General features: G+C 70.5%; 25 protein-coding genes and 3 pseudogenes. 21 read left to right on the top strand and 7 right to left on the bottom strand.

Going from position 1 to position 26,681, the window contains the following annotated elements; all coding sequences use genetic code 11:
- Positions 1-4 precede the first annotated feature (4 nt).
- The 14 genes and pseudogenes from ACRYM0_RS09820 to ACRYM0_RS09755 form a co-directional block, all read left to right on the top strand.
- Positions 5-949: a transporter substrate-binding domain-containing protein gene (locus ACRYM0_RS09820; RefSeq protein WP_432488810.1), complete on the top strand. Its 945-nt coding sequence runs from the start codon at positions 5-7 to the stop codon at positions 947-949.
- Positions 949-1,917 (top strand): LLM class flavin-dependent oxidoreductase, encoded by a 969-nt coding sequence (locus ACRYM0_RS09815; protein WP_432504522.1) that lies wholly within the window; start codon positions 949-951, stop codon positions 1,915-1,917. Before ACRYM0_RS09820 ends, ACRYM0_RS09815 begins: the two co-directional genes overlap by 1 nt.
- A complete protein-coding gene (locus tag ACRYM0_RS09810; protein WP_432504520.1) occupies positions 1,914-3,164 on the top strand; it encodes an acyl-CoA dehydrogenase family protein in 1,251 nt (416 codons plus the stop codon). Before ACRYM0_RS09815 ends, ACRYM0_RS09810 begins: the two co-directional genes overlap by 4 nt.
- Entirely contained in the window at positions 3,161-4,087 is a 927-nt protein-coding gene (locus tag ACRYM0_RS09805) for an amino acid ABC transporter permease (protein ID WP_432504518.1), read from the top strand. The genes ACRYM0_RS09810 and ACRYM0_RS09805 overlap by 4 nt, the downstream gene beginning before the upstream one ends.
- The gene (locus ACRYM0_RS09800) at positions 4,087-4,845 is read left to right on the top strand and encodes an amino acid ABC transporter ATP-binding protein (protein WP_432488806.1); all 759 of its coding nucleotides are present in this window, start codon (positions 4,087-4,089) and stop codon (positions 4,843-4,845) included. Before ACRYM0_RS09805 ends, ACRYM0_RS09800 begins: the two co-directional genes overlap by 1 nt.
- Entirely contained in the window at positions 4,845-5,666 is an 822-nt protein-coding gene (locus ACRYM0_RS09795) for an SDR family NAD(P)-dependent oxidoreductase (protein WP_432504516.1), read from the top strand. The genes ACRYM0_RS09800 and ACRYM0_RS09795 overlap by 1 nt, the downstream gene beginning before the upstream one ends.
- A 9-nt stretch (positions 5,667-5,675) precedes the next feature.
- Positions 5,676-6,941 carry an acyl-CoA dehydrogenase family protein gene (locus ACRYM0_RS09790; RefSeq protein WP_432504514.1) on the top strand — a complete coding sequence of 422 codons (1,266 nt, stop codon included), beginning with the start codon at positions 5,676-5,678 and terminating at the stop codon, positions 6,939-6,941.
- Entirely contained in the window at positions 6,938-7,273 is a 336-nt protein-coding gene (locus tag ACRYM0_RS09785) for a TIGR04076 family protein (RefSeq protein ID WP_432504512.1), read from the top strand. The genes ACRYM0_RS09790 and ACRYM0_RS09785 overlap by 4 nt, the downstream gene beginning before the upstream one ends.
- Positions 7,270-7,539 (top strand): TIGR04076 family protein, encoded by a 270-nt coding sequence (locus ACRYM0_RS09780; RefSeq protein ID WP_432504509.1) that lies wholly within the window; start codon positions 7,270-7,272, stop codon positions 7,537-7,539. The genes ACRYM0_RS09785 and ACRYM0_RS09780 overlap by 4 nt, the downstream gene beginning before the upstream one ends.
- Positions 7,536-8,540: an LLM class flavin-dependent oxidoreductase gene (locus ACRYM0_RS09775; protein WP_432504507.1), complete on the top strand. Its 1,005-nt coding sequence runs from the start codon at positions 7,536-7,538 to the stop codon at positions 8,538-8,540. Before ACRYM0_RS09780 ends, ACRYM0_RS09775 begins: the two co-directional genes overlap by 4 nt.
- 201 nt (positions 8,541-8,741) lie before the next feature.
- Positions 8,742-9,089, top strand: a complete 348-nt coding sequence (locus ACRYM0_RS09770; protein WP_432504505.1) for a putative quinol monooxygenase — start codon at positions 8,742-8,744, stop codon at positions 9,087-9,089.
- Positions 9,090-9,195: 106 nt separating this feature from the next.
- Positions 9,196-10,227 (top strand): glucose-6-phosphate dehydrogenase (coenzyme-F420), encoded by a 1,032-nt coding sequence (gene fgd / locus ACRYM0_RS09765; RefSeq protein ID WP_432504502.1) that lies wholly within the window; start codon positions 9,196-9,198, stop codon positions 10,225-10,227.
- Positions 10,224-10,805 (top strand): flavin reductase family protein, encoded by a 582-nt coding sequence (locus ACRYM0_RS09760; protein ID WP_432504500.1) that lies wholly within the window; start codon positions 10,224-10,226, stop codon positions 10,803-10,805. Before fgd ends, ACRYM0_RS09760 begins: the two co-directional genes overlap by 4 nt.
- Positions 10,806-11,222: 417 nt before the next feature.
- Positions 11,223-11,793, top strand: a pseudogene (locus ACRYM0_RS09755) (transposase); the annotation flags it as partial.
- 32 nt (positions 11,794-11,825) lie between these two features.
- Here the strand turns inward: ACRYM0_RS09755 and ACRYM0_RS09750 are convergent.
- A complete protein-coding gene (locus ACRYM0_RS09750; RefSeq protein WP_432504497.1) occupies positions 11,826-13,070 on the bottom strand; it encodes an IS110 family RNA-guided transposase in 1,245 nt (414 codons plus the stop codon).
- Positions 13,071-13,347: 277 nt separating this feature from the next.
- On the opposite strand from ACRYM0_RS09750, the pseudogene ACRYM0_RS09745 reads away from it, so the two are divergent.
- Both ACRYM0_RS09745 and ACRYM0_RS09740 read left to right on the top strand, forming a co-directional pair.
- Positions 13,348-14,062, top strand: a pseudogene (locus ACRYM0_RS09745) (IS256 family transposase); the annotation flags it as partial.
- A 196-nt stretch (positions 14,063-14,258) separates the two neighbouring features.
- The gene (locus ACRYM0_RS09740; RefSeq protein ID WP_432504495.1) at positions 14,259-14,414 is read left to right on the top strand and encodes a hypothetical protein; all 156 of its coding nucleotides are present in this window, start codon (positions 14,259-14,261) and stop codon (positions 14,412-14,414) included.
- 683 nt (positions 14,415-15,097) lie between these two features.
- Here the strand turns inward: ACRYM0_RS09740 and ACRYM0_RS09735 are convergent.
- Genes ACRYM0_RS09735 through ACRYM0_RS09710 form a run of 6 tightly spaced genes read right to left on the bottom strand, consistent with a single transcriptional unit; the run spans position 15,098 to position 22,135 of the window.
- Positions 15,098-16,036, bottom strand: coding sequence for an NAD(P)-dependent oxidoreductase (locus ACRYM0_RS09735; protein WP_432504493.1), 939 nt, complete (start codon positions 16,034-16,036; stop codon positions 15,098-15,100).
- Positions 16,033-16,794, bottom strand: a complete 762-nt coding sequence (locus ACRYM0_RS09730) for a hydroxypyruvate isomerase family protein (protein WP_432504556.1) — start codon at positions 16,792-16,794, stop codon at positions 16,033-16,035. Before ACRYM0_RS09730 ends, ACRYM0_RS09735 begins: the two co-directional genes overlap by 4 nt.
- A gap of 20 nt (positions 16,795-16,814) precedes the next feature.
- Complete coding sequence (locus ACRYM0_RS09725; protein ID WP_432504491.1) at positions 16,815-18,968, bottom strand: family 10 glycosylhydrolase; 2,154 nt, start codon at positions 18,966-18,968, stop codon at positions 16,815-16,817.
- A gap of 8 nt (positions 18,969-18,976) precedes the next feature.
- Positions 18,977-19,864 carry a carbohydrate ABC transporter permease gene (locus ACRYM0_RS09720; protein WP_432504489.1) on the bottom strand — a complete coding sequence of 296 codons (888 nt, stop codon included), beginning with the start codon at positions 19,862-19,864 and terminating at the stop codon, positions 18,977-18,979.
- A 10-nt stretch (positions 19,865-19,874) separates the two neighbouring features.
- Positions 19,875-20,840, bottom strand: coding sequence for a carbohydrate ABC transporter permease (locus ACRYM0_RS09715; RefSeq protein ID WP_432504487.1), 966 nt, complete (start codon positions 20,838-20,840; stop codon positions 19,875-19,877).
- Complete coding sequence (locus tag ACRYM0_RS09710; RefSeq protein ID WP_432504485.1) at positions 20,837-22,135, bottom strand: ABC transporter substrate-binding protein; 1,299 nt, start codon at positions 22,133-22,135, stop codon at positions 20,837-20,839. The genes ACRYM0_RS09715 and ACRYM0_RS09710 overlap by 4 nt, the downstream gene beginning before the upstream one ends.
- Before the next feature lie 154 nt (positions 22,136-22,289).
- Between ACRYM0_RS09710 and ACRYM0_RS09705 the strand changes: the two genes are divergently transcribed.
- From ACRYM0_RS09705 to ACRYM0_RS09685, 5 genes and pseudogenes are all read left to right on the top strand, one after another.
- Entirely contained in the window at positions 22,290-23,057 is a 768-nt protein-coding gene (locus ACRYM0_RS09705) for a GntR family transcriptional regulator (protein ID WP_432504483.1), read from the top strand.
- A gap of 131 nt (positions 23,058-23,188) precedes the next feature.
- A pseudogene (locus ACRYM0_RS09700) lies at positions 23,189-23,668 on the top strand (NAD(P)-dependent oxidoreductase); the annotation flags it as partial.
- Positions 23,666-24,091, top strand: coding sequence for an NAD-binding protein (locus tag ACRYM0_RS09695; RefSeq protein ID WP_432504554.1), 426 nt, complete (start codon positions 23,666-23,668; stop codon positions 24,089-24,091). The pseudogene ACRYM0_RS09700 and the gene ACRYM0_RS09695, both read left to right, overlap by 3 nt.
- Positions 24,088-26,130, top strand: coding sequence for an alpha-amylase family protein (locus tag ACRYM0_RS09690; protein WP_432504481.1), 2,043 nt, complete (start codon positions 24,088-24,090; stop codon positions 26,128-26,130). Before ACRYM0_RS09695 ends, ACRYM0_RS09690 begins: the two co-directional genes overlap by 4 nt.
- A 229-nt stretch (positions 26,131-26,359) precedes the next feature.
- A partial coding sequence (locus ACRYM0_RS09685; RefSeq protein WP_432504478.1) for a transposase occupies positions 26,360-26,681 on the top strand: 322 nt, incomplete at its 3' end.

Raw genomic sequence — 26,681 nt, 5'->3', positions numbered from 1 at the left:
CCCGATGACCCACCGCGCCCTGCCCGCTGCCGCCGTGCTCTGCCTCGCGGTGCTGACCAGCGCCTGCAGCAGCTCCACCGAAGCGGCCAGCGAGACCTCTGCCAGCGCGGCACCCGCGCCCTCCCTGGCCCAGGACGCCGCCCTGCACGAGATGCTCCCCGAGGAGGTCAAGAGCAGTGGAAGCCTCACCCTGGGTGCGCTGTGGGAGACCCCTCCGATGATCGGCGTGGACCCCGCCGACACCTCTACCCCCGTCGGCGTCGCCCCCGACCTGGCGGCCGCGCTCGGTCAGGTGCTCGGCGTGCAGGTGCAGTGGCAGAACATGCAGTGGCCCGCCCAGCTGCCCGGCGTGCAGTCCGGCGCGGTGGACGCCCTCATGGGGCAGGTCACCGACACCGCCGAGCGCGAGCAGAGCGTGGTGGACCTGGTGCCCTTCTACAAGTCCACCGAATCGCTCCTGCTGCCCAAGGACAACCCCGAGGGCGTGCAGTCGCTGAAGGACATGTGCGGCCTCACCGTCGGCGTTCCCGTCGGCTCGACGCAGAGCGAGACGGTCACCGCCGTCAGCGACGCCTCCTGCGCGGGCAACGCCATCGAGTTGGCCGAGTACCAGGGCGCCACCGCCGCCATCAGTGCCGTGCGCGCCGGAACGGTGGACGCCTGGCTGGACACCACCACCACCCAGGAGCAGGCCGTCCAGGCCAGCTCCGGCGCCTTCGTCGCCCAGGTCCTGCCCGAGGACGAGTCGCCCGCCAACCTCACCGCCATCGCCGTCGGCAAGGCCAACCCAGGCCTGTCCAACGCCCTGGCCGGCGCCGTCAAGGCGCTCATCAACGACGGCACCTACGCCGACGTGCTGGCCGCCCACGAGGTCCAAGCCGCAGCCATCAGCGCCGAGGAGGTCGTGGTGAACCCCATCACCGGCACCGCGCCCGGCGCGGGCGCATAGTGAGATTCAGCCTGCGCCTTTCCAGCGGGGTGGGCCTGCAGGAGTTCCGCGACGCCGCCATCGCCTGCGAGGACTACGGCTTCGATCAGATCTGGACCGGCAACGACCTGCTGCGCCGCTCCGGACTGGTGCCCGTCGTCCTCGCCCTGGAGGCGACCTCGCACCTGCAGGTCGGCTCCAGCGTCCTGAACCCCGTGACGCTGCACCCGGCTGAGATCGCGATGATCACCGCGAACCTGCAGGAGCTGTCCGCCGGCCGCTACCTGCTGGGTCTGGGCGCCGGCTCGCAGGTCTTCCTGCGCTGGGCCGGCCTGCAGCCCGACACCCCTGTGGCGCGCACCCGCCGGGGACTGCGCGCGGTCCGCGCCCTGCTCAGCGGCGGGGTTCCCGACGGCTGGCACGAGCAGGCCGCCCTTAAGGACGGTCCCGCACCGGCCACCCGCATCTACCTCGGCGCGATGGGCCCGAAGATGCTCGCGCTCGCCGGCCGGGAAGCCGACGGCGTCCTGGCCCTGTGCCTGCCACCGGACCGCTTCGGCTGGTTCCGCCGGCAGGTCGGCGCGGTGGGCGAGGACTTCGACCTCGTCTGCTGCCTGTGGTGCTCCATCGACGATGACCCGGCGGCGGCCCGGGCGCGGCTGGCGCCCAAGGTCGCCGCCTACGCCGGCTCGCTGGCCCCGGCCACCCTGGAGGCCGGCGGCTTCGACGTCGAGCGCTTCGCCGCCGTCGCCGCCCTGGTCGAGCGCGGGCAGCAGCAGGCCGCCGTCGCCGCCGTCGATGAGGACATGCTGCGCCTGGGCCTGGCCGGCAGCGCGGACGAGGTCGCCGAGCGCTGCCGTCAGCTGGCCGCCGCCGGCGCCACCCACCTGTCCTTCGGCCAGCCGCTGGGACGCACCTCCCACGAGGCGCTGCGGCTGCTGGGAACGCGTGTCCTGCCCGCCCTAGACGACCTGCGAGGAGCTGCATGACGACCACGACGAGCCCCGCCAGCACCACCGACGCGAGCGGTCCGGCCAGCCCCAGCGGTTCGGCTAGCTCCAGCGGCCCGGTCAACCCGGCCGAGGGAAGCAGCTGCGCGGCCTTGAGCAGCGCCCAGATCCTGCACGCGGTGCATCGGCTGCTGCCCCTGGTGCGTGAGGACGCCGCCGAGGCGGAAGCCACCCGGCGCCTGACGCCCCGCGTGCACGCCGCGCTGCGCGCCGCCGGTGCCTACCAGGTCGGCTTCTCTCGCCGCCACGGCGGCCCGGAGATGCCGCTGCTGCAGCAGACCGAGATGGTCGAGCTCGTCGCCACCGCCGATGCCGGCACCGCCTGGAACCTTGCCGTCTTGGCCGCCACCGGCTTCTACGCCGAGCGGCTGGGCGAGCAGGCCTTCGCCGAGCTCTACCCCACTCTGGACCGGCCCACCTGCGGCTCCTTCCACCCCAAGGGCCGGGCGCTCGCCGTCGAGGGCGGCTACCGGGTCAGCGGCACCTGGTCCTTCGGCAGCGGCATCCGCTCAGCGGAGCTGATCGTCGGCGGCGCGCAGGTGCACCACGCCGACGGCAACCCGTTGCTGCGCGAGGACGGCAGCGTCCTCACCCTGGGCCTGTGGCTGCCGGTGCAGCAGGTGCGCTTGCACGATGACTGGCAGGTGGTGGGACTGCGTGCCTCCAGCAGCGAGAGCTACTCCGTGCAGGACGTCTTCGTTCCCGCCGGGCACACCTTCGACCGCTTCTACGCCCCGCGCGCCGATGCCGATCCCCTCATCAAGCACGTCGACCTGCCCTTCTACAGCATGGCCGGCATCTGCATCGGCATCGCCCAGCACGCCGTGGACCTCACCAGCGAGCACCTGCTCGCGCGCGCCCGCAGCGGCCGTGAGCCCGGCGAGCGCACTCTGGCCCTGCTGGGTGAGGCGGCCACCTCGGTGCGCGCGGCGCGCGCCCTCGTCCTGCACGGGGTGCGCGAGATCGACGAGGCGATCTTCAGCCCGGGGCAGTTGCCGGCGGAGTCGGTGATGGCCCGCGGTGATGCACCGCTGGCCACCGAGCTCGCGCGCACCGTCCTGGACCGCTGCGCGGATGTGCTCGGCTCGGCGGCCATCCACGAGGCCACCGGCTTCGAGAAGTTGACCCGCGACCTCGTCGGGGTCAGCGCGCACGCCTCCAGCTGGCGCAGCCGGTGGATCGACGTCGCACGCACCCACCTGGCCGAGAAGGGAAGAGCAGCGTGAGCGAGCAGATCGAGCAACGCGTGCGCACCGGCGCACGCAAGCAGGCAGCGTCGGGCGAGCTGGCAGTACCCGACGAGCGGTCAGGGCCGAGCAAGCAGGCACCACCGAAGATGGACGTCGTGCCCGTGCGGCACTGGGGACGCGGCATCGGCGCCACGATCGTCGTGCTCCTCCTCGTGCTGGCGGTCGCCGAGCTGGCCACCAACCCCAACTTCGAGTGGTCCGTCGTCGGGCAGTACCTCATCGACGCCAACGTGCTCAAAGGGCTGCTGCTGACGCTGGAGATGACCGTCATCGGCATGGTGCTCTCCTTGGTGCTGGCCCTGCTGATCGGGGTGATGCGCACCTCCGCCAGCCGGATCATCGCCGGCTTTGCCGCGGCCTGGGTCTTCGTCTTCCGCGGTGTTCCGCTCATCGTGCTGCTCATCATCTTGGGCAACCTCGGTCTGTTCGTGCAGCAGTTCCGCATCGGGGTCCCCTTCACCGACATCACCTGGTGGTCGGTGGCGGCCAAGGACGTCATCACCCCCTTCTGGGCCTCCGTGCTGGGCCTGGCGCTGGCCGGATCCGGCTACATGGCCGAAATCGTGCGCGCCGGTCTCCTCTCCATCGGGCGCGGACAGCACGAGGCGGCCAAGGCGCTGGGCCTGAACGCCGCCGGCACCCTGCGCCACATCGTGCTCCCGCAGGCGCTGCGCGTCATCATCCCGCCACTGGGCAACGAGTTCATCGGCATGCTCAAGGCCTCGGCCATCGTCTCCGTCATCGCCGGCGGTGACCTGCTTACCGTCGTCCTGGGCATCTCCGGGCTGAACTTCCGCACCATCGAGATGCTCATCGTCGCGACCACCTGGTACCTGCTGGTGATCGCGATCTTCTCCATCGTGCAGGTCTTCCTCGAGCGGCGGACGGCGGAACGCTGATGATCACCATCGACGCGGTCGACAAGTACTACGGGCACACCCAAGTCCTGCACGCGGTCGACCTCGAGGTCGCCGAGGGCGAGACGCTGTGCATCATCGGGCCCTCCGGCTCCGGCAAGAGCACCCTGCTGCGCTGCATCAACCACTTGGAGGAGATCGGAGCCGGCCGCATCCGCGTCGGTGGTCAGCTGATCGGCTACCGCGAGCACCGCGGGCGCCTGCACGAGCTGCGCGAGAGCGAGGCGTGCCAGCAGCGCGTCGAGATCGGCATGGTCTTCCAGCACTTCAACCTCTTCCCGCACATGAGCGCTCTGGACAACGTCGCCTTCGCCCCCGTCCGCGTGCAGGGCAAGAGCCGGCAGTGGGCGCGCACCTACGCCCGTGAGCTCCTGGGCCGAGTGGGGCTGGCCGGCAAGGAGGACTCCTACCCCTCCAAGTTGTCCGGTGGTCAGCAGCAGCGCGTGGCCATCGCCCGGGCACTGGCCATGCAGCCCAAGGTCATGCTCTTCGATGAGCCCACCAGTGCGTTGGATCCCGAACTGGTCGGTGAGGTGCTCGCCGTCATGAAGGACCTGGCCATCACCGGCGGCATCACCATGGTCGTGGTCACCCACGAGATGGGCTTCGCTCGCGAGGTGGCCGACCGCGTCGTCTTCATGGACGCCGGCCGCATCGTCGAGATCGGTACCCCGCAGCAGGTCCTGGACACCCCCACCCACGAGCGCACCCGCGCGTTCTTGTCCGCGGTGCTGCACTGATGTCCCGCACCGACGTCCTCGCAGCTGACGTCCTCGCAGCTGGCGCGCTCGCAGCTGGCGCAGCTGCGCCGGTGGGGCGCCTGCAAGGGCAGGTCGCCTTCGTCGCCGGCGCCACCGGCCCGGTGGGCCGCGCCGTGGTCCACGCGCTGGCGGCCGAAGGAGCACGCGTGGGCGTGCACTGGCGCAGCGACGAGGCCGCCGCCCAGCACCTGCTCGCCTCGGTGCAGGGAGACCTGCTGGCCGTCGCCGCCGACCTGGACGACGAGCGGGCGCTGGATGCGGCCGCCGGCGCCGTCGAGGGGCACCTGGGCGCGGTCACCCTGCTGGTCAACGCCGCCCACCCGCGCCAGGACGTGCACACCGCCGTGGCCGACACCGCAGCCGGCGACCTGCTCGCCCAGCTCATCGGCGCCGCCGGGCACGCCGCGCTGCTACGCCGCTTCGTGCCGGGCATGCGCCGGGCGGGCACGGGACGCATCGTCTACATCGCCGGGGCGCTGATGGCGCGCCCCGCCGCCGGCAACGGCGCCTACGGCGCCGCCAAGGCCGCGGCCAGCGTCCTGACCCGCTACACCGCCCTCGAAGAAGGCCGGCACGGCATCACCGCCAACGTGGTGGCGCCCGGGCGCATCGTCGACCCCGCCGGCGAGGAGGAGCTCTCACCCGAACGCGCCGCCCTGGCCGCGCGCCTGCTCGAGCGGATGGCGCTGCCCACCTTCCCCAGCCCCCAGCACGTCGCGGACGCCGTCCTCGGACTGCTCGCGGCCCCCTACGTCACCGGGCAGACCCTGTGGGTCACCGGCGGCGAACCCATCGCCTGAGGAGAACCCGTGAGCACCACCGTCAAGCCCGCCTCCAGCACCACGCCCAGCACCGCCGGCGCTGACGCGGCCCGCAGCTGCACCAGCGCCGACCCGGCCCGCAGCTCCACCGCCGATGGCCCGGCGCTGCTGCCGCCCACCAGCGCGGACGCGGTGCTGGCCAACACCGCCGCACTGCTGCCGCTGATCGCCGAAGAGGCCGACGGCATCGAGGCCGCCGCGCGCCTGACCCCGCGCGCCGAGCGGGCCATGCGCGCCGCCGGCGTCTTCGAGATGGGCTTTCCCGCATCCCGCGGTGGCCTGGAGATGACCCTGGAGCAGCAGGTCGCCGTCGTGGCCACCATCGCCGCCGTGGACGCCTCCGCCGGTTGGAACGTCGGTGTCCTCAACGCCGGCGGCTACTACGCCGGCCGCCTGGAGCAGGGCGCCTACGATCAGCTCTACCCCACGCGCGACATGCCCACCAGCGGCTCCTTCCACCCGCGCGGGCGCGCCCAGCGCGTCGATGGCGGCTACCTGGTCTCCGGGCACTGGGACTGGGGCAGCGGCAGCTACACCGCCGAGCACATCGTGGGCGGCGCTCTGGTCTTCGACGGTGAGCAGCCGCTGCTCGGCGCCGACGGCAAGCAGGTGCACCTGGGGATGTGGCTGCCGCGCGAAGCCATCGAGCCCGCCCACAACTGGCAGACGCTGGGGGTGCGCGGCTCGGGCAGCACCAGCTTCGACATCCGCACGCCCGCCTTCGTGCCCACCTCCCACGCCTTCGACCGGGAGGCGCCCTACCGCCACGAGGCGGACCCGCTGAACCGCAGCGTGAAGATCTGCCACTTCGCCCTCACCGGTGTCGTGCTGGGCATCGCCCGCCACCTGCTGACCACGACGGGGCGGCTGGTGCGCGCGCGCGGCTCCCGCGACACCGCCACCGTGGAGATGCTGGGGGAGGCCATGGGTGAGGTGGACTTCGCCGAGGCCGGGGTGCGTGAGATCGCCCGCCGCACCGATGAGATCATCTTCTCCGACACGGTGCTGACCGAGGTCGACGAGGCCCGCATGACAGCCGCCAACGCCGTCGCCGCGAGCGCGCTGCGCCGCGTGATCACGGCGACGACGGAACTGGCCAGCGCCCGCTACGTCATGGACGCCGACCCGCTGCAGCGGATCCTGCGCGATGCCCTCAGCGCGCTCGCGCACGCCGGCACCCGCCGCAAGCACCTGGGACCGATGGCACAGGCGGCGCTCGCGCAGAGCAGCGGCCACCCGTGGACCGCCCGGTGAGCGAGCACCCACTGGGCCAACACCCGGTCGGCCACCAACCCACGAGCGAGCGCCTGCCCGCCTGCTCGCGCGTGCGGGTGGTCGTCGAGCGCGCTGATGCCCCGCGCTGCGCCATCGCGGTGGGGGACAGCTTCGATGTGGACGGCAGCGGCCTGTCCACCGGGGGGCGGGCGTTCTGCCCGTTCGCGCTGGCCGCCGTGGTGCCGGTGCTGGGCATGATGCAGGGTGAGCTGCCCGCCGACGACTGGCTGGTGCGCAAACCCCTCATCTGCTGCCCCGATGCCACCGAGAACGTGGTGATGCGCCTGGAGCGGATCGGAGGAGCGGGATGACACTGAAGACGCCGGTGACGGTCCGCTGCACCGTGGAGGGCTTCAACTACTCTGCCTGCGGCTTGGAGGTCGGCGACTCCTTCGAGATCGGCGAGCGCGGCCTGGTGGTACCCGAAGGCAAGCGGTTCTGCTACTTCGCCATCGCCAACGTGGTGGCCCTGCTCGGCAGCGGGATGGACGTCACCTCCCGGCCGCTGGTGGCCTGCCCCGACCCACCGGAGAACCTGCACATGCGCCTGGAGAGAGTCAACGAGGAGGATCGGTGAGACCTGCGACGTTCAGCGCCCGCATCGGCGGGCACGGGGTGAGCGAGGTCGTGGACAAGGCCCTCGTCGTCGAAGAGGCCGGCTTCGATCAGGTGTGGACCGGCAACGACCTGTTCGGCGAACCCGGCATCGTCACGCTGACGGCCATCGCACTGCGCACGAAGAGGATCCGCTTCGGATCCGGCGTCATCGATCCCGTCTCCCTGCATCCGGTGCAGATCGCCATGCTCGCCTCCGGCCTGCAGGAGGTCTCCGACGGCCGCTTCCTGCTGGGTCTGGGCGCCGGCTCCGATGTGTTCTTCCGCTGGGCCGGCCTGCAACCGGCCCGTCCCGTCGTGCGCACCCGCCAGGCCGTGCTGGCCATCCGCGAACTGCTCGCCGGGCGCAGCCCCGCCGGGCTGGAGGGTGTCGCCGAGGGCTGGACCGAGCAGGCGGTGCTGCGCTTTTCCCGGCCGACACCGATCTATCTGGGCGCGATGGGACCCAGGATGCTCGAGCTCACCGGTCGCCTCGCCGACGGCGCGCTGCCGCTGTGCCTGCCGCCGCGGCACGTGCACGGCGTCGTGCAGCAGCTGAGCGCGGGAGCGGCCAAGGCGGGCCGCAGCATCGACGACCTCGACGTCGCCGCGTGCGTGTGGGCCTCGGTCTCCGACGATCGCGACGAGGCCCGCTACCTGATGGCCAAGCACATCGCGCTCTACTCCGGCTCGCTGTCCACCGATGCGCTGGCCGCCAACGGACTGGATCCGCAGGAGTTCGAACACACTCAGAAGCTGATGCTGCAAGGCCGTGAGGCCGAGGCGATCGCCAGCGTCAGCGAGGCGATGCTCAGCCTGGGCATCGTCGGCGGCGTCGACGACGTCGTCGCCCAGTGCGCGGCACTGCTGGAGGCCGGTATCCGCCACATCTCCTTCGGGCCCCCGATGGGACCTGATGCCATGACCGCGGTGAAGCTGATCGGCTCCACCGTCCTGCCCGAGCTGCGCCGACAGCTGGGATGAGCAGCACCTGCCGAACCAGCACGCCGGACCAGCACGCCGGACCAGCACGCCGGACCAGCACGCCGGACCAGCACGCCGGACCAGCACGGCTGACCATGCGGCCGCTGTTCACGCTGCGATCTCGACCACCCTCTGCACCACCACCTGAACGGCTGCCGTCCACTCAGCGGCCTCAGGGCCTCGATCCAAGGAGCACTCGAGATGAGCCTCGTCATCGTCCATGGCGGCATCACCGTCACCCCCGAGCGCCTCGAGGAGGTCACCGCCGCAGCGGTCGACTTCGCCTCGGCGTGCCGAGCCGAGAGCGGCTGCCGGGAGTACCAGCTGTCCTGGTTGACCGGAGCGCCGCAGCAGCTGCGGCTGCTGGAGATATGGGACTCCGAGGAGACCTACACCGCGCACAGCGCGCAGCCGCACGTGCGCCAGTGGACCAGCTTCATCTCCGCGGCCGCGAGCGCTCCGCCGGCCTTCACCAAGCTGCTGCTCGAGGAGGGTGGCCAGCCGAGCAGCGATCAGGGCACCCACAAGGTGCAGGTTCCCGCCGGCTGACCTCCTCCCGGTAGCCGGCGACCGGTGAGACCTTCTTCCGGGGAGACCTCCCTCTGATGAGACGTGCTCCCGACGAGATGCCCTCCGTCAACGAAAGGGTGAACGGGTGAGTGAGAGCGTGGACACCCACGGGCAGCCGCTGAAGCTGGGCTACAAGGCGTCGGCGGAGCAGTTCGCCCCCGGCGAGCTGGCCGACTTCGCGGTGCAGGCCGAGGAGAACGGTCTGGACTCGGTGTGGATCTCCGACCACTTCCAGCCCTGGCGCCACGTCGACGGCCACGCCCCCTCGGCGCTGGTGTGGCTGCCGTGGGTGGCGGCGAAGACCTCGCGCGTGCAGCTGGGCACGAGCGTGCTGACCCCCACCCTGCGCTACAACCCGGCGGTGGTCGCCCAGGCGTTCGCCACCCTGGGCTGCCTGGCGCCCGGCCGCGCGATCCTCGGCATCGGCACCGGCGAGGCGCTCAACGAGACCGCCGTGGGCATGGACTTCCCCGAGGTCAAGGAGCGCTTCGCCCGGCTGCGCGAGGCCGTGCGCCTCATCAGGAGGTTGTGGAGCGAGGAGCGCGTCACCTTCGAGGGCGAGTTCTACCGACTGCACGACGCGACGGTCTACGACCGGCCCGAGCAGCCGGTGCCGATCTACGTGGCCGGCGGCGGCCCGGGGGTCACCCAGTACGCCGGCCGCGCCGGGGACGGCTACATCTGCACCTCCGGCAAGGGCATGGAGCTGTATTCGCAGACGCTGCTGCCGGCGCTGCGCGAAGGGCTGGAGGCCTCCGGGCGCAGCGAGTCGCAGATCGACCGGACCATCGAGATCAAGCTGTCCTTCGACGAGGACCCGGCGAAGGCGCTGGAGAACACCCGCTTCTGGGCGCCGCTGTCGCTGACGCCGGAGCAGAAGGCGGGCGTGCACGACCCGGTGGAGATGGCGCGGCTGGCCGACGAGCTGCCCATCGAGCAGGTCGCCAAGCGCTGGATCGTCTCCTCCGACCCCACCGAGGTCGCCGCGGCCGTGCAGCAGTACGTCGACGCGGGGTTCACCCACCTGGTCTTCCACGCCCCCGGGCAGGACCAGTCGCGCTTCCTGACCCAGTTCACCGCCGACGTCGTGCCCCTCATCCAAGGAGAGAAGCCATGACCGTCGTCCACCCGCAGACCCTAGAGCTCGCCCCCGTGGGCGATCCCAAGTCGCTGTTCGCCACCTTCGCCCAGTTCCCCTCCGGCGTGGCTGCCCTCTCCGCCCTCGTCGACGGTGAAGTAGGCCCCGAACCGGTGGTGTTGGTGGCCTCCTCCTTCCAGGTCGGCATCTCCGCCGACCCGCCCCTGGTCCTCTTCGCCGTCCAGCACACCTCCACCAGCTGGCCGCGCCTGCGCACCGCCCTACAGCGCCCGGGCGCCCTGCTCGGCGTCTCCGTGCTCGGCGAGGCCCACGACGCCGCCGCCCGCCAGCTGGCGTCCAAGGCCCTGGCCGCCGCCGACCGCTTCGCCGGCATCGCCACCACCACCACCGCCTCCGGCGCCCACTTCGTGCACGGAGCCCCGATCTGGCTGGAGTGCTCCATTCACTCCCAGGTCCGCGCCGGTGATCACGACGTGGTCCTGCTGCAGGTGCACACCGCCGCCAGCGCCCCCGGCACCGAACCTCTGGTGTGGCACTCCTCGGCCTTCCGCACCCTCACCCCCCGCACCGCCGCGGGCGAGGAGGCGCAGGGCTGATGGCAGCGACGGCAGGCACCGCGACGGCCTGGCTGTGCACCGCCTGAACTCACGACGTCTCGCCGAGCGGGTGGGAAGGCGTGTGGGAAGGCGTAGCAGTCTGAGGATGCGTGTGCCGCGCCAGTTCCGCGGATGGGTGGGGGCATCACCCGTGGCGTCGCTGCAGCGCAGGAGCGGCTTCAGTACAGCGTGAACCGAGGCCCAGACGCTGGAGCGCCGGACCTCTGGGGCCACGGCTCTACTCGCTGGCTTGGTGCCCGCCTCGGGGCCATCGGGTCCCTGCGGTCAGGGGTTGTGTCCACCAGAGTGGTGTACGGCGTCCTCCGGTGAGTGAGGGCGTGTCCACCAACGTGTGAGGCGGTCACCGCGTGATGCTTCGACCTGAGTTCCCGCTCAAGACCGAAGAAGGACCACGCGATGACCGCCAACCCCATGATGGACCCTGCCCGCTTCATCGACGAGCAGCTCGCCCAGGCCAGCCCCGACCTGCTGCGTGAGCTGATGAGCACGTTCGTCAACACCCTGATGTCCGCCGACGCCGACGCGGTCTGCGGGGCCACCTACGGCACGACCAGCCCGGAGCGGGTGAACAGCCGCAACGGCTACCGCCACCGCGACTTCGATACCCGCCTCGGCACCATCGACGCGGTCATCCCCAAGCTGCGCTCCGGCTCGTACTTCCCCGACTGGCTGCTGGAGCGGCGCAAGCGCGCCGAGCGGGCCCTGACGAGCGTCGTTGCCACTTCCTACTTGCTGGGCGTCTCGACCCGGCGGATGGAGAAGCTCGTCGAAAGCCTCGGCATCACCAGACTGTCGAAGTCGCAGGTCAGCGAGATGGCCAAGGACCTCGATGGCCAGGTCCGAGGCCTTTCGCACCCGGCGCCTGGATGCCGGTCCCTACACGTTCGTCGCCGCCGACGCGTTGGTGATGAAGGTGCGTGAGGACGGGCGCGTCGCCAACGTCCACGCGATGCTGGCGGTCGGGGTCATCCCCCGCGAGACATCCCACGGGTCTAACGGTCAAGCAGCAACGACGGCCAGAGCCGGCCTGGCGCTGGACCAGGCGATGGACTCGTCGTAGGTCAGGTGATGGCGCAGGCAGCCGTGCAAGATGCCGACCAGGCGGTTGCCCAGCGCCCGCAAGGCCTGGTGATGGGTGGCGCCGCTCGCGCGGTGGGTGTCGTAGTAGGCGCGGGCTCCCGGCGAGGTGGTCAGCGCACTGAGTGCCTGGGCGTAGAGCGCATCGGCCAGGCGACGGTTGCGGACATGACGCGCCAGAACCGCTCTACTCTTGCCGGAAGCACGGGTGATCGGTGAGGTGCCGGCGTAGTTGCGCCGAGACTTCACGTCGGCGTAGCGGGCGGAGTCGTCGCCGAACTCGGCCAGCACCCGGGCGGCGAGGACCTGCCCGAGCCCGGGCTGGCTCAGGTAAACCTCAGCGTCCGGGTGCCGGCCAAAATGAGCACTCACCTGCTCCGCCAGTGCGTCAACTTGCCGGCTCAGTTCGGCGATGACCGCGACCAGGGCGCTGACGCTGGCGCCGTAAGCGGCATCCATACCTTCTCGCGCGCTCAACTGCGGCGACTGCAGCGCGGCGTGCAGACGCTGCGCCATCACCGTCACGGACCGCTGCCGACCGGCGGCTCGCAGCACCTTCTCCAAGCGCGCGACGCTCAGCCGCCGTCCTTGCGCGGGCGTGGGAGCGATCGCCAGGACAGCGGCCGCAGCCGGGCTGAGCAATCCGTCTTCCTCGTCCGCGAACGCTTGCAGCGCAGCGGGGTAGAACTCCCGCAGCGTCGAGCGCAGCATGTTGATCTGCCGCCGGCGCGACCAGATCAGCGACTGGTGAGAGCGTGCCAGCACCTTGACCGCCTCGGCCAGCACCGAGTCACCCGCGATCGGCCGGTGGTGCGCCCGATCCAGGCGCACGAGCTCTGCCAGGGCGTGCGCGTCCCCAGCGTCGCTCTTGGCGCCGGAGGTGCCGTGCCGTTGGCGGTAGCGAGCCGCCTGCAGCGGGTTGATCGCGTAAACCTGGTAGCCGGCCGCCAGCAACGCCTGCACCCACGGCCCGCGATCGGTCTCGATACCGACGACAACCCCTGACAGCTCGTCGTTGTCCTCGAGGTGATCAGCGATCAAGGCATGAAGGGCTTCGACGCCTGCGATGCCCTCGTGCAGTCGTCGCCTCGCCAGGCGCCTACCGTCCTGGGCGACGATCTCGATGTCGTGGTGATCTTCGGCCCAGTCGTCCCCGATGAACAGCATCGTCCTTCCCCGCTCTCCTCGACCGCGGATCCTGCACGAGCACCAGCGCGAGCCGGAGGAGGACCGGAGCGACCTAATGGATCAGTGCTCAGCCATGATCAGACGGCACGACATCCCACCAGCCCTACGGGCTTCCTCACCCACCGGCTGGGGCACGCTCTCGCGGTAGATCTCGACCTGCAGACCCACGGGAGGAAGTGCTCACCAGCCAGCGGCTCGGACACCAGAGTGACCGAAGGCCACCCCGGTGCACACCCATTAGCGGGAGGTGCCCCCAGCCGATGGGCACCGTGAGGTCCTGGGCTTGCAGACCTCCAGCGCCGAGGACGGCGCCGGCTGGCTGGGCTTCTTCCGGGACCTGACCGCCCGCGGCCTGAGCGGGGTCCGCCTGGTCACCTCCGATGCGCACGCCGGCCTGGTCGCCGCGATCGGCGCCACCTTGCCGGGAGCCAGCTGGCTGGGGGCACCTCCCGCTCGCGGGGGACGCTGCCGCACGCACTACGCCGCGAACCTCATGGCGGTCACGCCGAAGACGTCCTGGCCTTGGGTGAAGACGCTGCTGCACTCGGTCTACGACCAGCCCGACGCGGCCTCCGTGCACGCCCAGTTCGACCGGCTGCTGGACGCCGTCGAGGCCAAGCTTCCCCGCGTCGCCGAGCACTTGGACGCCGCCCGCGCAGATGTCCTGGCCTTCGAGCTTTCCGAAGGAGGTCTGGCGCCAGGTCTGGTCCAACAATCCGCAGGAGCGGCTGAATCGCGAGATCCGCCGCCGCACTGACGTCGTCGGGATCTTCCCCGACCGCGGCTCCCTGATCCGCCTGGTCGGCGCGGTCCTGGCCGAGCAGGACGATGAGTGGACCGAAGGGCGGCGCTACCTCGGCCTGGACCTGCTGGGCCGCTGCCGCCTCACCCCGATGCCCGGTGGGCAGCAGAACACCGAGCCCTCCGCGGAGGTGAACACCGACCTGACCATGCAGGCCTTGACGGCCTGACCACAGCGAGCATCACGCGGCGAACGTCGTACACCACCTCCGGGGACTTGACCTCGAGGAGCCGCGGCAGGACTGAGTGCTTCAGCCGCCGCGGCGCGTACCGAAGGTGCGCGTTGAGGCTTCTGGGGTCCTGCAGCTGCAGGGCCCCAGAAGCCTCAACGCGCTCGCTCAGCACCATCAGCGTGTCCAGGCGTCGGTGATCGCCGAGGACGGCGGGGGAACGGGGCACGCGTCGATCACGCGGGTCGAAGTCCTCGATCAGCAGGGGCCGCCCTTCCAGGTGGCTGCGGGTGCGTATCAGTACCGCGCCGTCGGCTTCACCGCTGCGCCCGAACACGAGTGGCTCGCGTAGCCGGGCGACGGCACGGGCGGGCGGGTCTGCTGCACGGGCAGAGACACCCAGGTGCCAACCGCGGCGCAGCGCACCCCTGAAGCCTTGACTCGGCGGCGCGCCATAGCAGCCCTCACCTCCGTCGCTGCCCAATCCACCGCTGCCGGCGCTGTCGGTCCCCGCCGAACATTTGGCCGAGGAAAGCTCAAGTGACGTGGCGAATGGGGCTGGCATTGAGCCCATCGAAGTTGCGCAGGTCGGTACATCGCACGCAGTCGCCGACCTCGCCAGTATCGCGTGCGCTGGCGGCGGCACCCGTGGCGGTGCCGGCTCGGCCGGTCCTGCTTGGAGCCGATCGCATCGCGTGCCCGTGAAAGGAAGAGTGCTGGGGCGCGCGCCGACGCGGGCCAAGTGCTGCTGGCCGTCCACGCCGCGGATTGGCGCTGGCAGTGGCGGTGGCGCGCATCGGTCGAGGAACCAGCGAGCGAGCAGAAAGGCGCCGAGGCGGCTGGTGTCACTCAGAGAGACAAGCCCGTTTTCGCGCACGGTGCCGCCGCGTGACGGCCTGGTGGATTCCCATGCTGGGTCCCCGTGGTGTCGATGACGCGTGTCTTGTGGTGTCGGTGCCCGTTCCTGGCGGCGACGGATGGGTCGTTGACGCCGTACCCGGTGATTGGACGCGCGGTCGTCGTTCGCTGCTCGGGTCAGTAGCCGGCGCTGGGGTCGACGACGCCGTCGAAGCGTCCGGTGATCCCGTCGGATGCGAACACCGCGAGGTTGTGAGCGAGCATGTCGAGCCCCCGTTGACGGGTCGCGCGGGTCGTCGCTGCGTTGTGCGGTGTGACGATCACGTGTGGTTCGCCCCAGAAGGGGGAGTCCTCAGGCAGCGGCTCGGTGCTGTGGGCGTCCAGGCCGGCGCCGGCTAGTTGACCGGAGCGCAGGGCCCGCAGCAGGGCGCCGTCGTCGGCGATGCCGCCGCGTGAGACGCACACGTAGTACGGGTTCCGCGCGCACAGCGCGAACTCTGCATCGCCGAGCATGCCGATCGTCTGACGGGTAGCGGGCGCTGTGATGGCGATCGCGTCGCTCGTGGTGAGCAGTGTCTCGAGCTCGGCACGGTCGTACCCACGCCGGAGCTGGACCACCTCCATCCCGAATGCCGCGGCCCGGGCGGTCAGTTCACTCCCGGCACGGCCCGAGCCGATGACGCCCAGACGTGATCCGAACAGCTCGCCGTGCTGGTAGCGGTCCCAGTGGCGTGCCTCTTGCGCGCGCAGCCAGCGGGGCACGTCGCGCGTGAGCATGAGCAGCAGCAGCAGCACGTGCTCGGCCAGGGGCACTGCGCCGCTGCCCTTGGCTGCCGTGAGCAGCACGCGACCGGAGGCGATCGGCTCGGAAAGCACTCCGCCGGCCGCGATGCCGTCGACGCCGGCGGCCCAGCTGTGCACCCACCGCACGCGGGGAGCTCTGGCGAGCTCGCCCGCGTCCGGGGAGCCGACGAGTCCCTCGGCCACCGCCAGCAGGTCCGGGTCCGTCCCGGCGCGCTCGGTGAACGCGAGCTGAAGGCCTGGTGTCGCGCCGATGAGCTGTGCCCGTTCGTCAGGGGTGACGGCTCCCGTGATCAGGACGAGGGGGGCGCTCAATGCGCAGGCTCCGGGACGGCGGTGTACTGCCGCAGCCACGCGGTGCCCGCGTCGGTCGGCACGTACTCGGCACCGATGAACCCGTCGTACCCGGCGGCTTCGAGAGCCGGCAGCAGGAAGGTGTAGTTCACCTCACCGGTGCCGGGCTCGTGCCGTCCGGGATTGTCGGCGATCTGCACGTGGCGGGTGGCTTCACGGTGCCGGTGGAAGGTGGTGAGCAGGTCCCCGTGCATCACCTGGGCGTGGTACACGTCGAACTGCAGGCCCGTGTTGGGTGCTGCCACGCGCGAGAGCAGTGCTGCAGCGTGCGCGGTCGTCGGCAGGGCGAATCCTGGCACGTCGCGGGTGTTGACCGCTTCGAGCAGGACGGTGACGCCGAGGGGGGCCAGGGCTCGTGCGGCGAAGCCGACGTTGTCCGCCAGGGTGTCCAGCGCCGTGTCTAGGTCGAGGTCGTCCGGCACCTTGCCCGCCAGGATGTTTACCAGCGGGCAGTGGAGGATCCGGGCGTGCTCGACCGCGTCCGCGACCCCTGCGCGGAACTCCTCGACCCGGTCCGGCAGGCAGGCGATTCCTCGTTCCCCGGCGGCCCAGTTCCCGGAGGGGATGTTGAACAGCACCTGCTGCAGTCCGGCGGAAACGGTCGCCGCGCGCACTTGGTGGACGTCTTGGTCGTAGGCGCCCAGGAACTCGATCCCGGAGAACCCGTCAGCTGAGGCGGCAGCGATGCGCTCGAGGAAGGGCAGGTCCTGGTAGAGCATGGACAGGTTGGCGCTGAACTTCACGACTTCTCCCGGGTGCTGGAGGGCGCGAAGGTCAGGTGCAGAACCTCGAGCAGGTCGATGCAGGGAACGATGACCTCCGCGGTGCCGTCGCTCACGTTGACGGCGACGTCGCTGCCGTCCAGGACCAGACGAGCGGAAGTGACGTCTGCGCCGGCTGGCACGGGCACGGAAACCGACACCGGTCCACTGGGCAGGGTCCGTCGGATGGCGCCGCGCATGGTCATGGGGTTGGTCAGGTTCACCAGGCACACCGCGACCTCGCTGAGCGCGCTGCCGCGCGGCGTCCGGTACACGGAGACGTCGACGATGCCGGGGGTGTCCACCTGCACGCTGGTGTGCCCGCCCAGCGCCCACCGGACGGTGTCCGCGAGCAGCCGGCCGTGGTCGGGTTGCAGGGCCTCCCAGAAGATCGAGCCGAGGTTGAAGGCCACGTACGCGCTGCGGCCACCGCCGTCGTGCTCGCGCAGGACCACCGCGGGGTCGCGCGGCGCTTCGCGGGCGTAGACCTCCTCCATGGGCAGGTCCGGGTAGTCGGGTACGAAGCGCAACGGCACGGTGGTGTCGTCCGCAGCTTGGACGGGGACGACCTGGGTGCCGCCGATGATGCGTTGAGCGCCGGTGAAGCCGGCGTGCAGGGGGTGCTCGCCGACCAGCGCGACGTAGTTGTTGCGCACCGACTGGCGCACCGGCCCGGTGAGGTGCACGCCCAGCAGGTCGGCCAGGCCCAGATCCTCTCGGCGAGCGCCGTCCTCGGTGAGCAGTGACGTCTCGCACGCGGCGACCAGGGCGCCTCCGCGCGCCACCCACTCGGCGATGGTGCGGCACTCCTGCTCGCTGAGCCGTTGCACGTTCGGGGCGAGCAGGACGCGGAAGCGGTCCAGCTGCTCGGCGGTGATCAGACCGTCGCAGACGAGCTCGAAGGGGATGCCGGCTTCGACGAGCGCCTGGTAGGCGCCCTGCCCGTCTTCTTGCTCCTTGCCGTGCGTGGGCAGCGTCGAGGACCGAGTGGCGTCCAGCAGCGCGACCTCGGCGGTGATCTCCAGCCGCGACAGGACCGGTTCGAGGCGGGCGTGCAGCGTGAAGGCGTCGATGAGGGGCTCGACCCAACGGGTGTCGAGGACCTCGGCCTTGAACTTGGTGAACCAGGGGAAGGCCCCCTGGGCGAAGCCGTCGACGATCCAGGTGACGAACTCAGGACCGCTGGTAACCGAGTCCTTCCAGCGGTGGGCGGGGTGCTCGGGACCGATGCTGGTGATCAGCCCGACCGGGCGGTCGCGGAAGACGCTGCGGCTGCGCTTGCCGTTGCGGCCCGCTGCCCACGGTGCCTCGGTGCCGGAGCGGCCCTGCTTGTCGATGAAGAGCAGCGGGTAGTGCTTCTCCACGAGCTGGCGGTCCAGGTCGTGGGCGGCGATGGAGCCGAGGTTGGGGATGAACCGCACGTGCGGCTTGACGGCGCGCACGGCGTCGTCCCACAGCCCCACCAGGGCGCTGAGCCGTTGACGCCGCCAGGTGGGCCATGCGCGCCACGCGGGGTCGTCGGGGTCGAACGCGCCGCGGGGCAGGTCCAGGCCGGTGTCCTCGCGGAAGGCTCGGGCTGCGGCTGGCGAGTAGGAGATGCCGTGGCCTTGCCAGCGGTTGGCGAAGACGGCGTCGATGTCGTACTCGCGGGTGATCTCGCGGGCAACGTCGGTGAGGAAGTCGCTGTTGTAGGTGCTGAAGGGGCAGGTGATGTAGGTGCCGGGAAAGGCCCAGTGCTCCACCGGTGCGCCGTTCTCGTCCAGGGCTGCCCACTCGGGGTGGGCTGCGAGCGCGTCGGCGTGGATGGCGTGCGGGTCGATGCGAGCCATGACGGCCATGCCCATCTTCTTCGCCCCTTGCGCCAACGTGCCGAACAGGTCGCCGTTGCCGAGGTGCTTGCTGCGGTAATGGAAGGGGATGCGGGTGGGGTAGAAGGCCATGTAGCCGCCCGCGGACAGGCAGGTCGCGTTCGAGTGGCTGCGGCGCATGACGTCGAGCCAGAAGTCGGGATCGAAGTGCAGCGGGTCGTCCTCGGTGAAGGTCAACTGCGTCCAGCGGTTGGCCCAGGAGGGCCAGTCGCGGTCGGCGGGGGCCGCCGTGCTGCGCTCGGGGGCTGGATCGAGAGTGGTCATGTGCGTCCTCACTTCAGGCCGGTGGTCGCGATGCCCCGGATGAGGTACTTCTGCGCGACGGCGAAGAACACGAGGATGGGCGCCAGGGAGAGCAGGGACATCGCGAACAGTGCGCCGACCCCGCTCTGCGTCTCGGCGTTGACCATGGTGTTCAGCGCCACGGGGACGGTGTAGACCTCGACGGAGGTCAGGTAGATGAGCGGTGTGAAGAAGTCGTTCCAGGTCCAGATGAAGGTGAAGATCGTCGTGGTGACCAGGGCCGGCTTCATCAACGGCAGGATCACGGACCAGAAGGTGCGGAAGGGGCCGGCGCCGTCGATGGCGGCGGCCTGGTCGAGCTCGCGGGGGATGGTGCGGATGAACTGGACCATCAAGAAGATGAAGAACGCATCCGTCGCCAGGAACTTGGGGATGAGCAGCGGGAAGTACGTGTTGAGCAGGTCCAGTTGGGAGAAGAAGATGTACTGCGGCACGACGAGGACGTGCATGGGCAGCATCACCGAGGCCAGGGTGATCCCGAAGTAGATGCGCCGGCCGCGGAAGTCCAGCCGGGCCAGAGCGTAGGCGGCCAGCGAGCAGGAGAAGAGGTTGCCGACGATGGAGCCGACGGTGACGAACAGGGAGTTGGCGAAGAAGAGCGAGAACGGCTCGCCCAGGGCTCCCCAGCCGTTGCGGTAGTTCTCGAGAGTCACTTCGCTGGGGATCAGCCCGGGCTGGGAGAGCACCAGGTTGCCGGGCTTGAAGGAGCTGACGACCATCCACACCAGGGGATAGACCATTAAGAGGGCGAAGGCGATCAGGGCGAGGTGCTTGCGCAGGTTCCGGGGGTGGGGTGCGCGGGGTGCGGGGGTGCGCGTCGTCTCGGCGGTCGGTGCCGGCGTCGTTGTCGTGGCCACGTGTCCCTCCTCAGTTGTCCCCGTAGAAGACCCAGTACTTCGACAACAGGAAGTGGATCGCCGTCACGATGCCGATGACGACGAGCAGCGCCCACGCCATCGCCGATGCGTAGCCCATGTTGAAGCTGACGAATCCCTGCTGATACAGGTACAGCGTGTAGAACAGTGTCGAGTCCAGCGGTCCACCGCGGCCCCCGGAGATGATGTGGGCCTGGGTGAAGCTCTGGAAGGCGCCGATCGTCTGCAAGACGAGGTTGAAGAAGATGATCGGCGTGAGCATCGGTACGGTGATCGACCGGAACTGCCTCCACCGGCCGGCGCCGTCGACGCGAGCGGCTTCGTAGAGCTCTTCGGGGATTTGGCGCAGCCCGGCCAGGAAGATGATCATCGGTGAGCCGAAGGTCCAGACGTTGAGCACCACGAGCGTGGACAGGGCTGTGGAGGGGTTCTGCAACCAGCTTTCGCCTTCGATGCCCAGCAGTGCCAGCCCGGAGTTGATCAGGCCGTCGTGACCGAAGAGCTGGCGCCACAAGATGGCGACGGCGACGGAGGCGCCCAGCAGCGAGGGCAGGTAGTAGACGCTGCGGTACAGCGCCAGGCCCTTGATGCCCCGGTCCAGTACGATGGCCAGCGCTAGGGCGAAGGCCAGCTGCAGCGGCACCGAGACCAGGACGTACTTCAACGTGACCCAGGCGGAGGCCCAGAAGCGGGGGTCCTCACCCATGCGGCGGAAGTTCTCCAGGCCCGTCCAGGTGGGGGAATCCAGCAGGTTGTAGTCGGTGAAGGCCAGGTAGAGCGAGGCGAGCAGCGGAATGGCGGTGATGAGCACCAGGCCGAGCAGCCACGGGATGAGGAAGATGTGCGCGGCGCGTCCTTGGCGCCGCCACTTCGGGGTGCGGCGGGTGTTGCTGTTGGTCGGCGTGGGGGGTGCGCTGCCCGACAAGGCAGGGCTCGGTGGTGCGGTGGGGGCGCTCACCGTCGCGCCGCTTCGATCTCGCGGGTCACCTCGGTGGTGAACTGCGTCGCCGCCGTGGGGATGTCGACGTTGCCCAGCGTGAGCGCTTCGATGGTGCGGGCCATGACGTCGCGCCATGTGCCTGATCCGGGCGGGGCCTCATAGCGGGGGCGCTGCTCCTGCTGCATCTCCTCATCGACCAGGTCCAGCAGCTTCAGCTCGTCCGCGGTGGCGTCCGGGCGGATCTCGGCGAGTACGCGGGGGTTGGCCGGAGCGCCCACGGTGAGCCCTGTCTGGGCGACCATGCGTGCGTCGTTGAGGTTGAAGTCGAGCAGCTTGGCGGCGCCCTGCAGGCTGCTGTCGGAGGTGCCCTGGTACATCGCGATGCGGCTGAGGTAACCGAACCGGAAGCCCGCTGTCGCGTCGGGGTCCGCGGGGGTCATGCGCTGCTGGAAGTCGTAGTCGGGGAACTGCTGGGCCTCGTCGACGATGTGATTGGAGTTCTGCAACGTCATGAGGACCTTCTCGCCCACGACCGACCACTCCGGGTCGGCGCCTTCCTGCTCCGAGAGCTCCAGGGCGGCGCCGGCGCTGCGCAGCCGCTCCCACCACTCGAACCAGCCCTCGAGGGCGGCCGGGTCAGCGCCCAACGTGCCGTCCTCGGTCCACAGGTCGCTGCCGTGCTGGCGCAGCCAGGACTCGAAGACCATGTCGCTGTTGGCGCAGTACGCAGCACCCTTGCGGCCCTGCGGGTTGTCGGCCGAGTAGTCGATGAGGAACTGCGCTAGGGCGTCCCACGTCCAGTTCGCCTCGTCGTAGGCCGGCAGCTCGGCCCCGGCTTCCTCGAGGAAGGTCTGGTTCCAGCGCACGCACGGCGTGAAGATCGAGCGCGGCATCGTGTTGAGCTCACCGTTGAGCTTGAAGGTCTCCAGCAGGTCGTCGGGGTAGTCGGACAGGTCGAAGTCGTCCAGGTCGTCCAGCGTGCGGTACAGGTTCGCCGCCTGGTAGGTGAGCACCTGGGGAGAGGGGATCCAGAAGAGTTCCGGGACGTTGCGCCCGGCCATCTGCACGGTGATGCGCTCCTGGAAGGCGTCGTAGTCGGCGAACTCGGGGCGCACGGTGACGTCCGGGTTCTCCTCGGAGAAGATCGCCAGTGCGGCTTCGTAGTTCTGCTGGCGCACGGCGTCGCCCCACCAGGCGTAGCGCACCGCGCCCTCGGTCGAGCCGCTCGCGCTGCGGCCGCAGGCGGCCAGGGGGGCGGCGGCTGCGGTCATGGCGCCGGCGCCGATCAAGCGGGTGAAGGTCCGTCGGTCCATCGGGGTCTCCCTGTACATCGCCGTCGATGTGGTGCCGGGTGTCCATGTGGTGCCGGGTGCTCGAGCGGAGGGGCTCGCGTGGTTCGACCGTAGGACCACGCATGTTGTCGGTCAAGACTGATTGTTAGACAATTTGCTGCGCTAGCATCGCGCCATGACTGTTGCGCCTGTGGGCTCCGGAGCACCGCGGTTCGTGCTGGCGCCGTCCTCGGTGGTGGACGCGCTCTACGACGCGGTGCGGCACCGCATCGTCAACGGCGAGCTCGCCGGCGGCGAGAAGCTCACCGAAGCCCGCTTGACCGGCGAATACGGCGTGGCGCGCACCACCGCCAAGGCGTGCCTGGAGCGCCTGACGGCGGCGGGGTTGCTGCGAAGGACGGCCCACCGCACGGCCGTGGTGACCGAGCTGGGAGCTGCAGAGGTCAGCGACCTGTACTTCGCCCGTCTGGCGGTGGAAGGCGCCGCGGTGCGGCGCCTGGCCGAGCGCCGGGAGCTGCCGGCGACGGCCACGGCAGCGCAGGCGCAGGTGGTCTCAGCGGTCGATGCGCACGACTTCCCCAAGCAGGCAGAGGCGGACATGGCCTTCCACGCCGCCCTCGTCAACGGTGCCGGCAGCGAGCGACTTATCCGGATGCACGGCCTGATCATGGGGGAGGTTCACCTCACGATGGGGCAGTCTCGCGCGCACGTCGTCCCCGGGCGCAGCGCCGTCGGCGACGAGCACGACGCGATCCTGGCCGCCGTACTCGCCGGGGACGCCGCAGGTGCCGTCGTGGCGCTCGAGACGCACCTGGCCCACGCACAATCGCGCGTACAGGCCAGGCTCGCCCGCGCGGCGGCCCAGCAGGACGTCCAGCAGGACGCCCAACACGAGGCGCAGCAGGACGCGCAGCAGCCAGCAGACCCGGGCGCCGCGAACTGACCGCGGCACGGCCCGAGCCCAGTACCAGCCCGCCACCACAGCCCAGCTCAGTACCGCACGCACGGGCGCTCCGCGGTCCACCGCAGTGAGCCCCCACGCACCACCCCCGTCCTCCCGAGCGAGCACGAAGGAGCAAGGACATGCGCGTAGGCTTCATCGGAGCAGGGATCATGGGCAGGCCCATGATCAACAACCTTGTCGCGAAGGGGCACGAGGTCCGCTGCTACGCGCGCTCGGACGCCTCCCGCGAGCGGGCCCGCACCACCGGCGCCGAAGTCACCGCCAGTGTGGCCGCCGCGTGCAAGGACGCCGAGGTGGTTGTGACGATGCTGCCCGCCGGCCCCGACGTCCTCGGCGTCGTCACCGGCCAGGACGGAGCCCTGCACGCCATGGCGAGCGGCTCGATCCTGCTGGAGCAGTCGACGATCAGCCCGGACGAGGCCCGAACGGTGCACGAGGCCGCCCGTGCGGCCGGCATCCGCTGCCTCGACGCCCCGGTCAGCGGCGGCGAGGCGGGCGCCGTCGAAGGAACCTTGGCCGTCATGGTGGGAGGCGCCACCGACGTGCTCGACGACGTCCGCCCCGTCCTCGACGCCGTCGCCACCACCGTGGTCCACGTCGGCGGACCGGGCGCCGGGCAGGTCGTCAAGGCCGCTAACCAGCTCGTCGTCGCCGGCAACCTGCAGATCCTGGCCGAAGCGATGGTCTTCCTGCGCGCGCATCTCGCCGATGACGACCTGCCCGCCGCGCTCGACGTGATCGGTGCCGGTCTAGCTGGCAGCACCGCCCTGAACCGCAAGCGCCAGGCGCTGCTGACCCGCCAGCACCCAGCCGGCTTCCGCGTCGCCCTGCACGACAAGGACATGGCGATCATCACCGGCGCGGTCCGGCAATCCGGCCTCGCCCTGCCCGCCACCGCTGTCGTCAGCTCGATGCTCGCCGCCCTCAAGGCCCGCGGTGGCGGCGAACTGGACCACTCGGCGCTCGCCCAGCTCGCGGCTGAGCTCAACGGCGACCCGGGGGAGAGCCGATGACCGCCATCGAGCAGACCCGCGAGCACACCACCGGCGAGCAGGCCACCTCGTCCCCACCGGTCGCCGAGGAGGAACTGTGGTGGCGCTCGCCGTTTCGGATGTACCAGACGAACCTGCGTGAGATCGACGCAGACCTCGACGTCGACACCGTGCTCGAGCACATCATCGACTTCGGTGCGAACGCGTGGCTGCTCAACGTCGGCGGCATCATCTCCAACTACCCGACGCGTCTGCCGTTCCAGACGCCCAACCCCGCGCTCATCGCGCGTCCTTCCGGTGACCTGCTCGGCGATGCCGTCACCGCCGCGCACGCCCGTGGTGTACGCGTCATGGCCCGGATGGATTTCTCCAAGGTCGCCCGGCCCATCGCCGAAGCGCACCCGGACTGGCTCTACGTGGGCCCGGACGGGCGACGCCAGGAAGTCCACGGGTTGACGAGCGTGTGCCCGAGCGGCGCCTACTACCAACGGCACCTCACCGAGGTCCTGGAGGAAGTGCTCGCGCACGCACCGGTCGACGGGTTCTTCATCAACTGGATGAGCTTCGGTGAGGTCGACTACGCCAAGCAGTACCGGGGAGTGTGCCAGTGCATGGCCTGCCAGCGCGGCTTCACCCTCGCTCACCCGGACCTGACCTTGCCCACCGACCGGGAATCGGCATCGTACCCGGCGTGGCGTCGCTGGGCGACAGCCGTCATCGACGACCTGCTGGCCCGAGCCCGCGCAGTCATCGCCGCTCGCCGACCGGAAGCACCGCTGGTCATGGGCAATACCGCCGACATCGTCTTCCACGAGGCCAACAACGCCATCGGCAGAGCCATGTGGCACCACCAGACCTCCGAGAGCGTCTCGGCCGCGAAGACCTACCGACCCCATGTGCCGGTCCTGGTGAACTCGGTCGCGTTCTACGACATGCCGTACCGGCTGGTGGCCGAAGAACCGCACGTGCTGGCCCAGTACCAATTGCAGGCCATCGCGCGCGGTGCGAATCCGTCCACGTACGTCATGGGATACCCCGAGCGACTGAGCTACGCCAGCTTGCCCGCGGCCTCGCAGATCGTGCGCTTCCACCGCGATCACGCCCGCGTCTACGACCGGCTGGTGCCCTCAGCGCGCACGGCCCTCGTGCGGCCCGACCCGTTGACGGTGCCCGAGGAAGGCACCGATCCGGTGGAGGAGTTCCGCGGACTGTACGAATCGCTCCTGCAGCGGCACATCCCCTTCGACGTGCTCCCCGGCCAGCACCTCGGCGAGCTGGGCTCGTCCCTGCAGCGGTACGCCCTGCTCGTCCTGGGCGACCTCGGAGCCCTCCCGGCCGCCGCGGTGAGCGCGCTGGAACGCTTCACGAGCCGCGGTGGCCGCCTGCTGCTGACCGGGTCGACAGCCCTCGCCGCGGACACCTCGCAGCTGAGCGCAACCGGTGTCGCGCGCCGCACGGCGGTGCTGACCGGCGCTGAGGCGACCTGGTCGTCCGTCGTCGTCCCCGACGGCGGTGCACCCGTCCCGGTCCTAGGAGCTTTCCACGTCCTCCAGGCGGCCGAGCACACCCCGACAGCCCACCGGGTACTCTCCCGGGCCCCGTACGGCCCGCCTGAGAAGTGCTACGGCCACCTGGACCTCGACATGCCCGCCACCATCCGCGCAGGCGCGGTGACGACGCTGCCGATGACACCGGGGCGGGCCTACCGCACGAGTGGCCTGTCGACGCTGCGCGACCTCGTCGCCGATGAGACCCTGCGGCTGCTGAGCGCAGACGTCGAGATCGTCACGAACCTGCCCGAGCAGGTCGAGGTCGTCGTGGGCTCCTCGCGCTCCGGGTGCGTCGTCCACCTGCGCAACCTCACGGGCACCACCCGGCAGTCCTTCCACGCGCCACTACCGATCATGGATCGCACCATCGCCTACACACGATGGCTCCCCGGGCAGCGCCTGCGGGCCCTAGTCACCGACACCGAGCTCGTCGCCGAGCCGGCGTCGGGCGCAGGTGCCCAGGTCCACCTGCCCGATCTGGGCCTGTTCGAAGTGCTCGTCGAAGCCTGATCCGACTGAGGGCTGCACAAGCCATGCAGTGCATCACCAAGCAACAGAGCGAGCGAGATGCTGGTGCGCAACCGGGGCGGCCGCCCCACCCGATACTCCCAGGCGCGCTGTCATGAGCCGATGAGCACCACGGCCGTGGCGCTCACCGGCACAGCGGCCTCGAGTCGGCCGGGGGGTGGGGCAGGTCACAGTGTCACCTGATCATGCAGCAGACCCCAGGACCCACACGATGACCCTCGAGCACCAGTCTGCCCTCTCCAGCCTCGCGCAGGCACTCACCGACGCTGACAGCGGCGAGGTGATGCGCCGGCTGCTGCAGGGCGCCCTGCAGGCTCTCATCGAAGCGGAGGCCGAAACGCACGTCGGCGCTGGCCGCCACGAGCGGGCATCAACGCGCACCACCCAGCGCAACGGCAGTCGCGAGAAGCTGGTGGCCACGACCGCCGGCGACCTCACCGTGAAGATCCCCAAGACGAGGACGGGCTCGTTCTTCCCTGCGCTGCTGCACCCGCGTCGGCGCATCGACGTCGCGCTGCACGCGGTCGTCATGG

It is taken from the genome of Kineococcus arenarius subsp. arenarius (genome assembly GCF_050871845.1).
Lineage (GTDB): Bacteria > Actinomycetota > Actinomycetes > Actinomycetales > Kineococcaceae > Kineococcus.
Note: the sequence above shows the minus strand (reverse complement) of the source record. Positions and strands in the feature narration are given on the sequence as shown.

What these genes read in the sequence shown, in the direction of transcription:
- ACRYM0_RS09760 (WP_432504500.1), top strand. Translation starts at nt 10,224, where the DNA reads ATGACCGTCGTCCACCCGCAGACCCTAGAGCTCGCCCCCGTGGGCGAT.
- ACRYM0_RS09800 (WP_432488806.1), top strand. Translation starts at nt 4,087, where the DNA reads ATGATCACCATCGACGCGGTCGACAAGTACTACGGGCACACCCAAGTC.
- ACRYM0_RS09820 (WP_432488810.1), top strand. Translation starts at nt 5, where the DNA reads ATGACCCACCGCGCCCTGCCCGCTGCCGCCGTGCTCTGCCTCGCGGTG.
- ACRYM0_RS09730 (WP_432504556.1), bottom strand. Translation starts at nt 16,794, where the DNA reads ATGCTCTACCAGGACCTGCCCTTCCTCGAGCGCATCGCTGCCGCCTCA.
- ACRYM0_RS09810 (WP_432504520.1), top strand. Translation starts at nt 1,914, where the DNA reads ATGACGACCACGACGAGCCCCGCCAGCACCACCGACGCGAGCGGTCCG.
- ACRYM0_RS09705 (WP_432504483.1), top strand. Translation starts at nt 22,290, where the DNA reads ATGACTGTTGCGCCTGTGGGCTCCGGAGCACCGCGGTTCGTGCTGGCG.
- ACRYM0_RS09750 (WP_432504497.1), bottom strand. Translation starts at nt 13,070, where the DNA reads ATGCTGTTCATCGGGGACGACTGGGCCGAAGATCACCACGACATCGAG.
- ACRYM0_RS09710 (WP_432504485.1), bottom strand. Translation starts at nt 22,135, where the DNA reads ATGGACCGACGGACCTTCACCCGCTTGATCGGCGCCGGCGCCATGACC.
- ACRYM0_RS09795 (WP_432504516.1), top strand. Translation starts at nt 4,845, where the DNA reads ATGTCCCGCACCGACGTCCTCGCAGCTGACGTCCTCGCAGCTGGCGCG.
- ACRYM0_RS09770 (WP_432504505.1), top strand. Translation starts at nt 8,742, where the DNA reads ATGAGCCTCGTCATCGTCCATGGCGGCATCACCGTCACCCCCGAGCGC.
- ACRYM0_RS09780 (WP_432504509.1), top strand. Translation starts at nt 7,270, where the DNA reads ATGACACTGAAGACGCCGGTGACGGTCCGCTGCACCGTGGAGGGCTTC.
- ACRYM0_RS09690 (WP_432504481.1), top strand. Translation starts at nt 24,088, where the DNA reads ATGACCGCCATCGAGCAGACCCGCGAGCACACCACCGGCGAGCAGGCC.
- ACRYM0_RS09725 (WP_432504491.1), bottom strand. Translation starts at nt 18,968, where the DNA reads ATGACCACTCTCGATCCAGCCCCCGAGCGCAGCACGGCGGCCCCCGCC.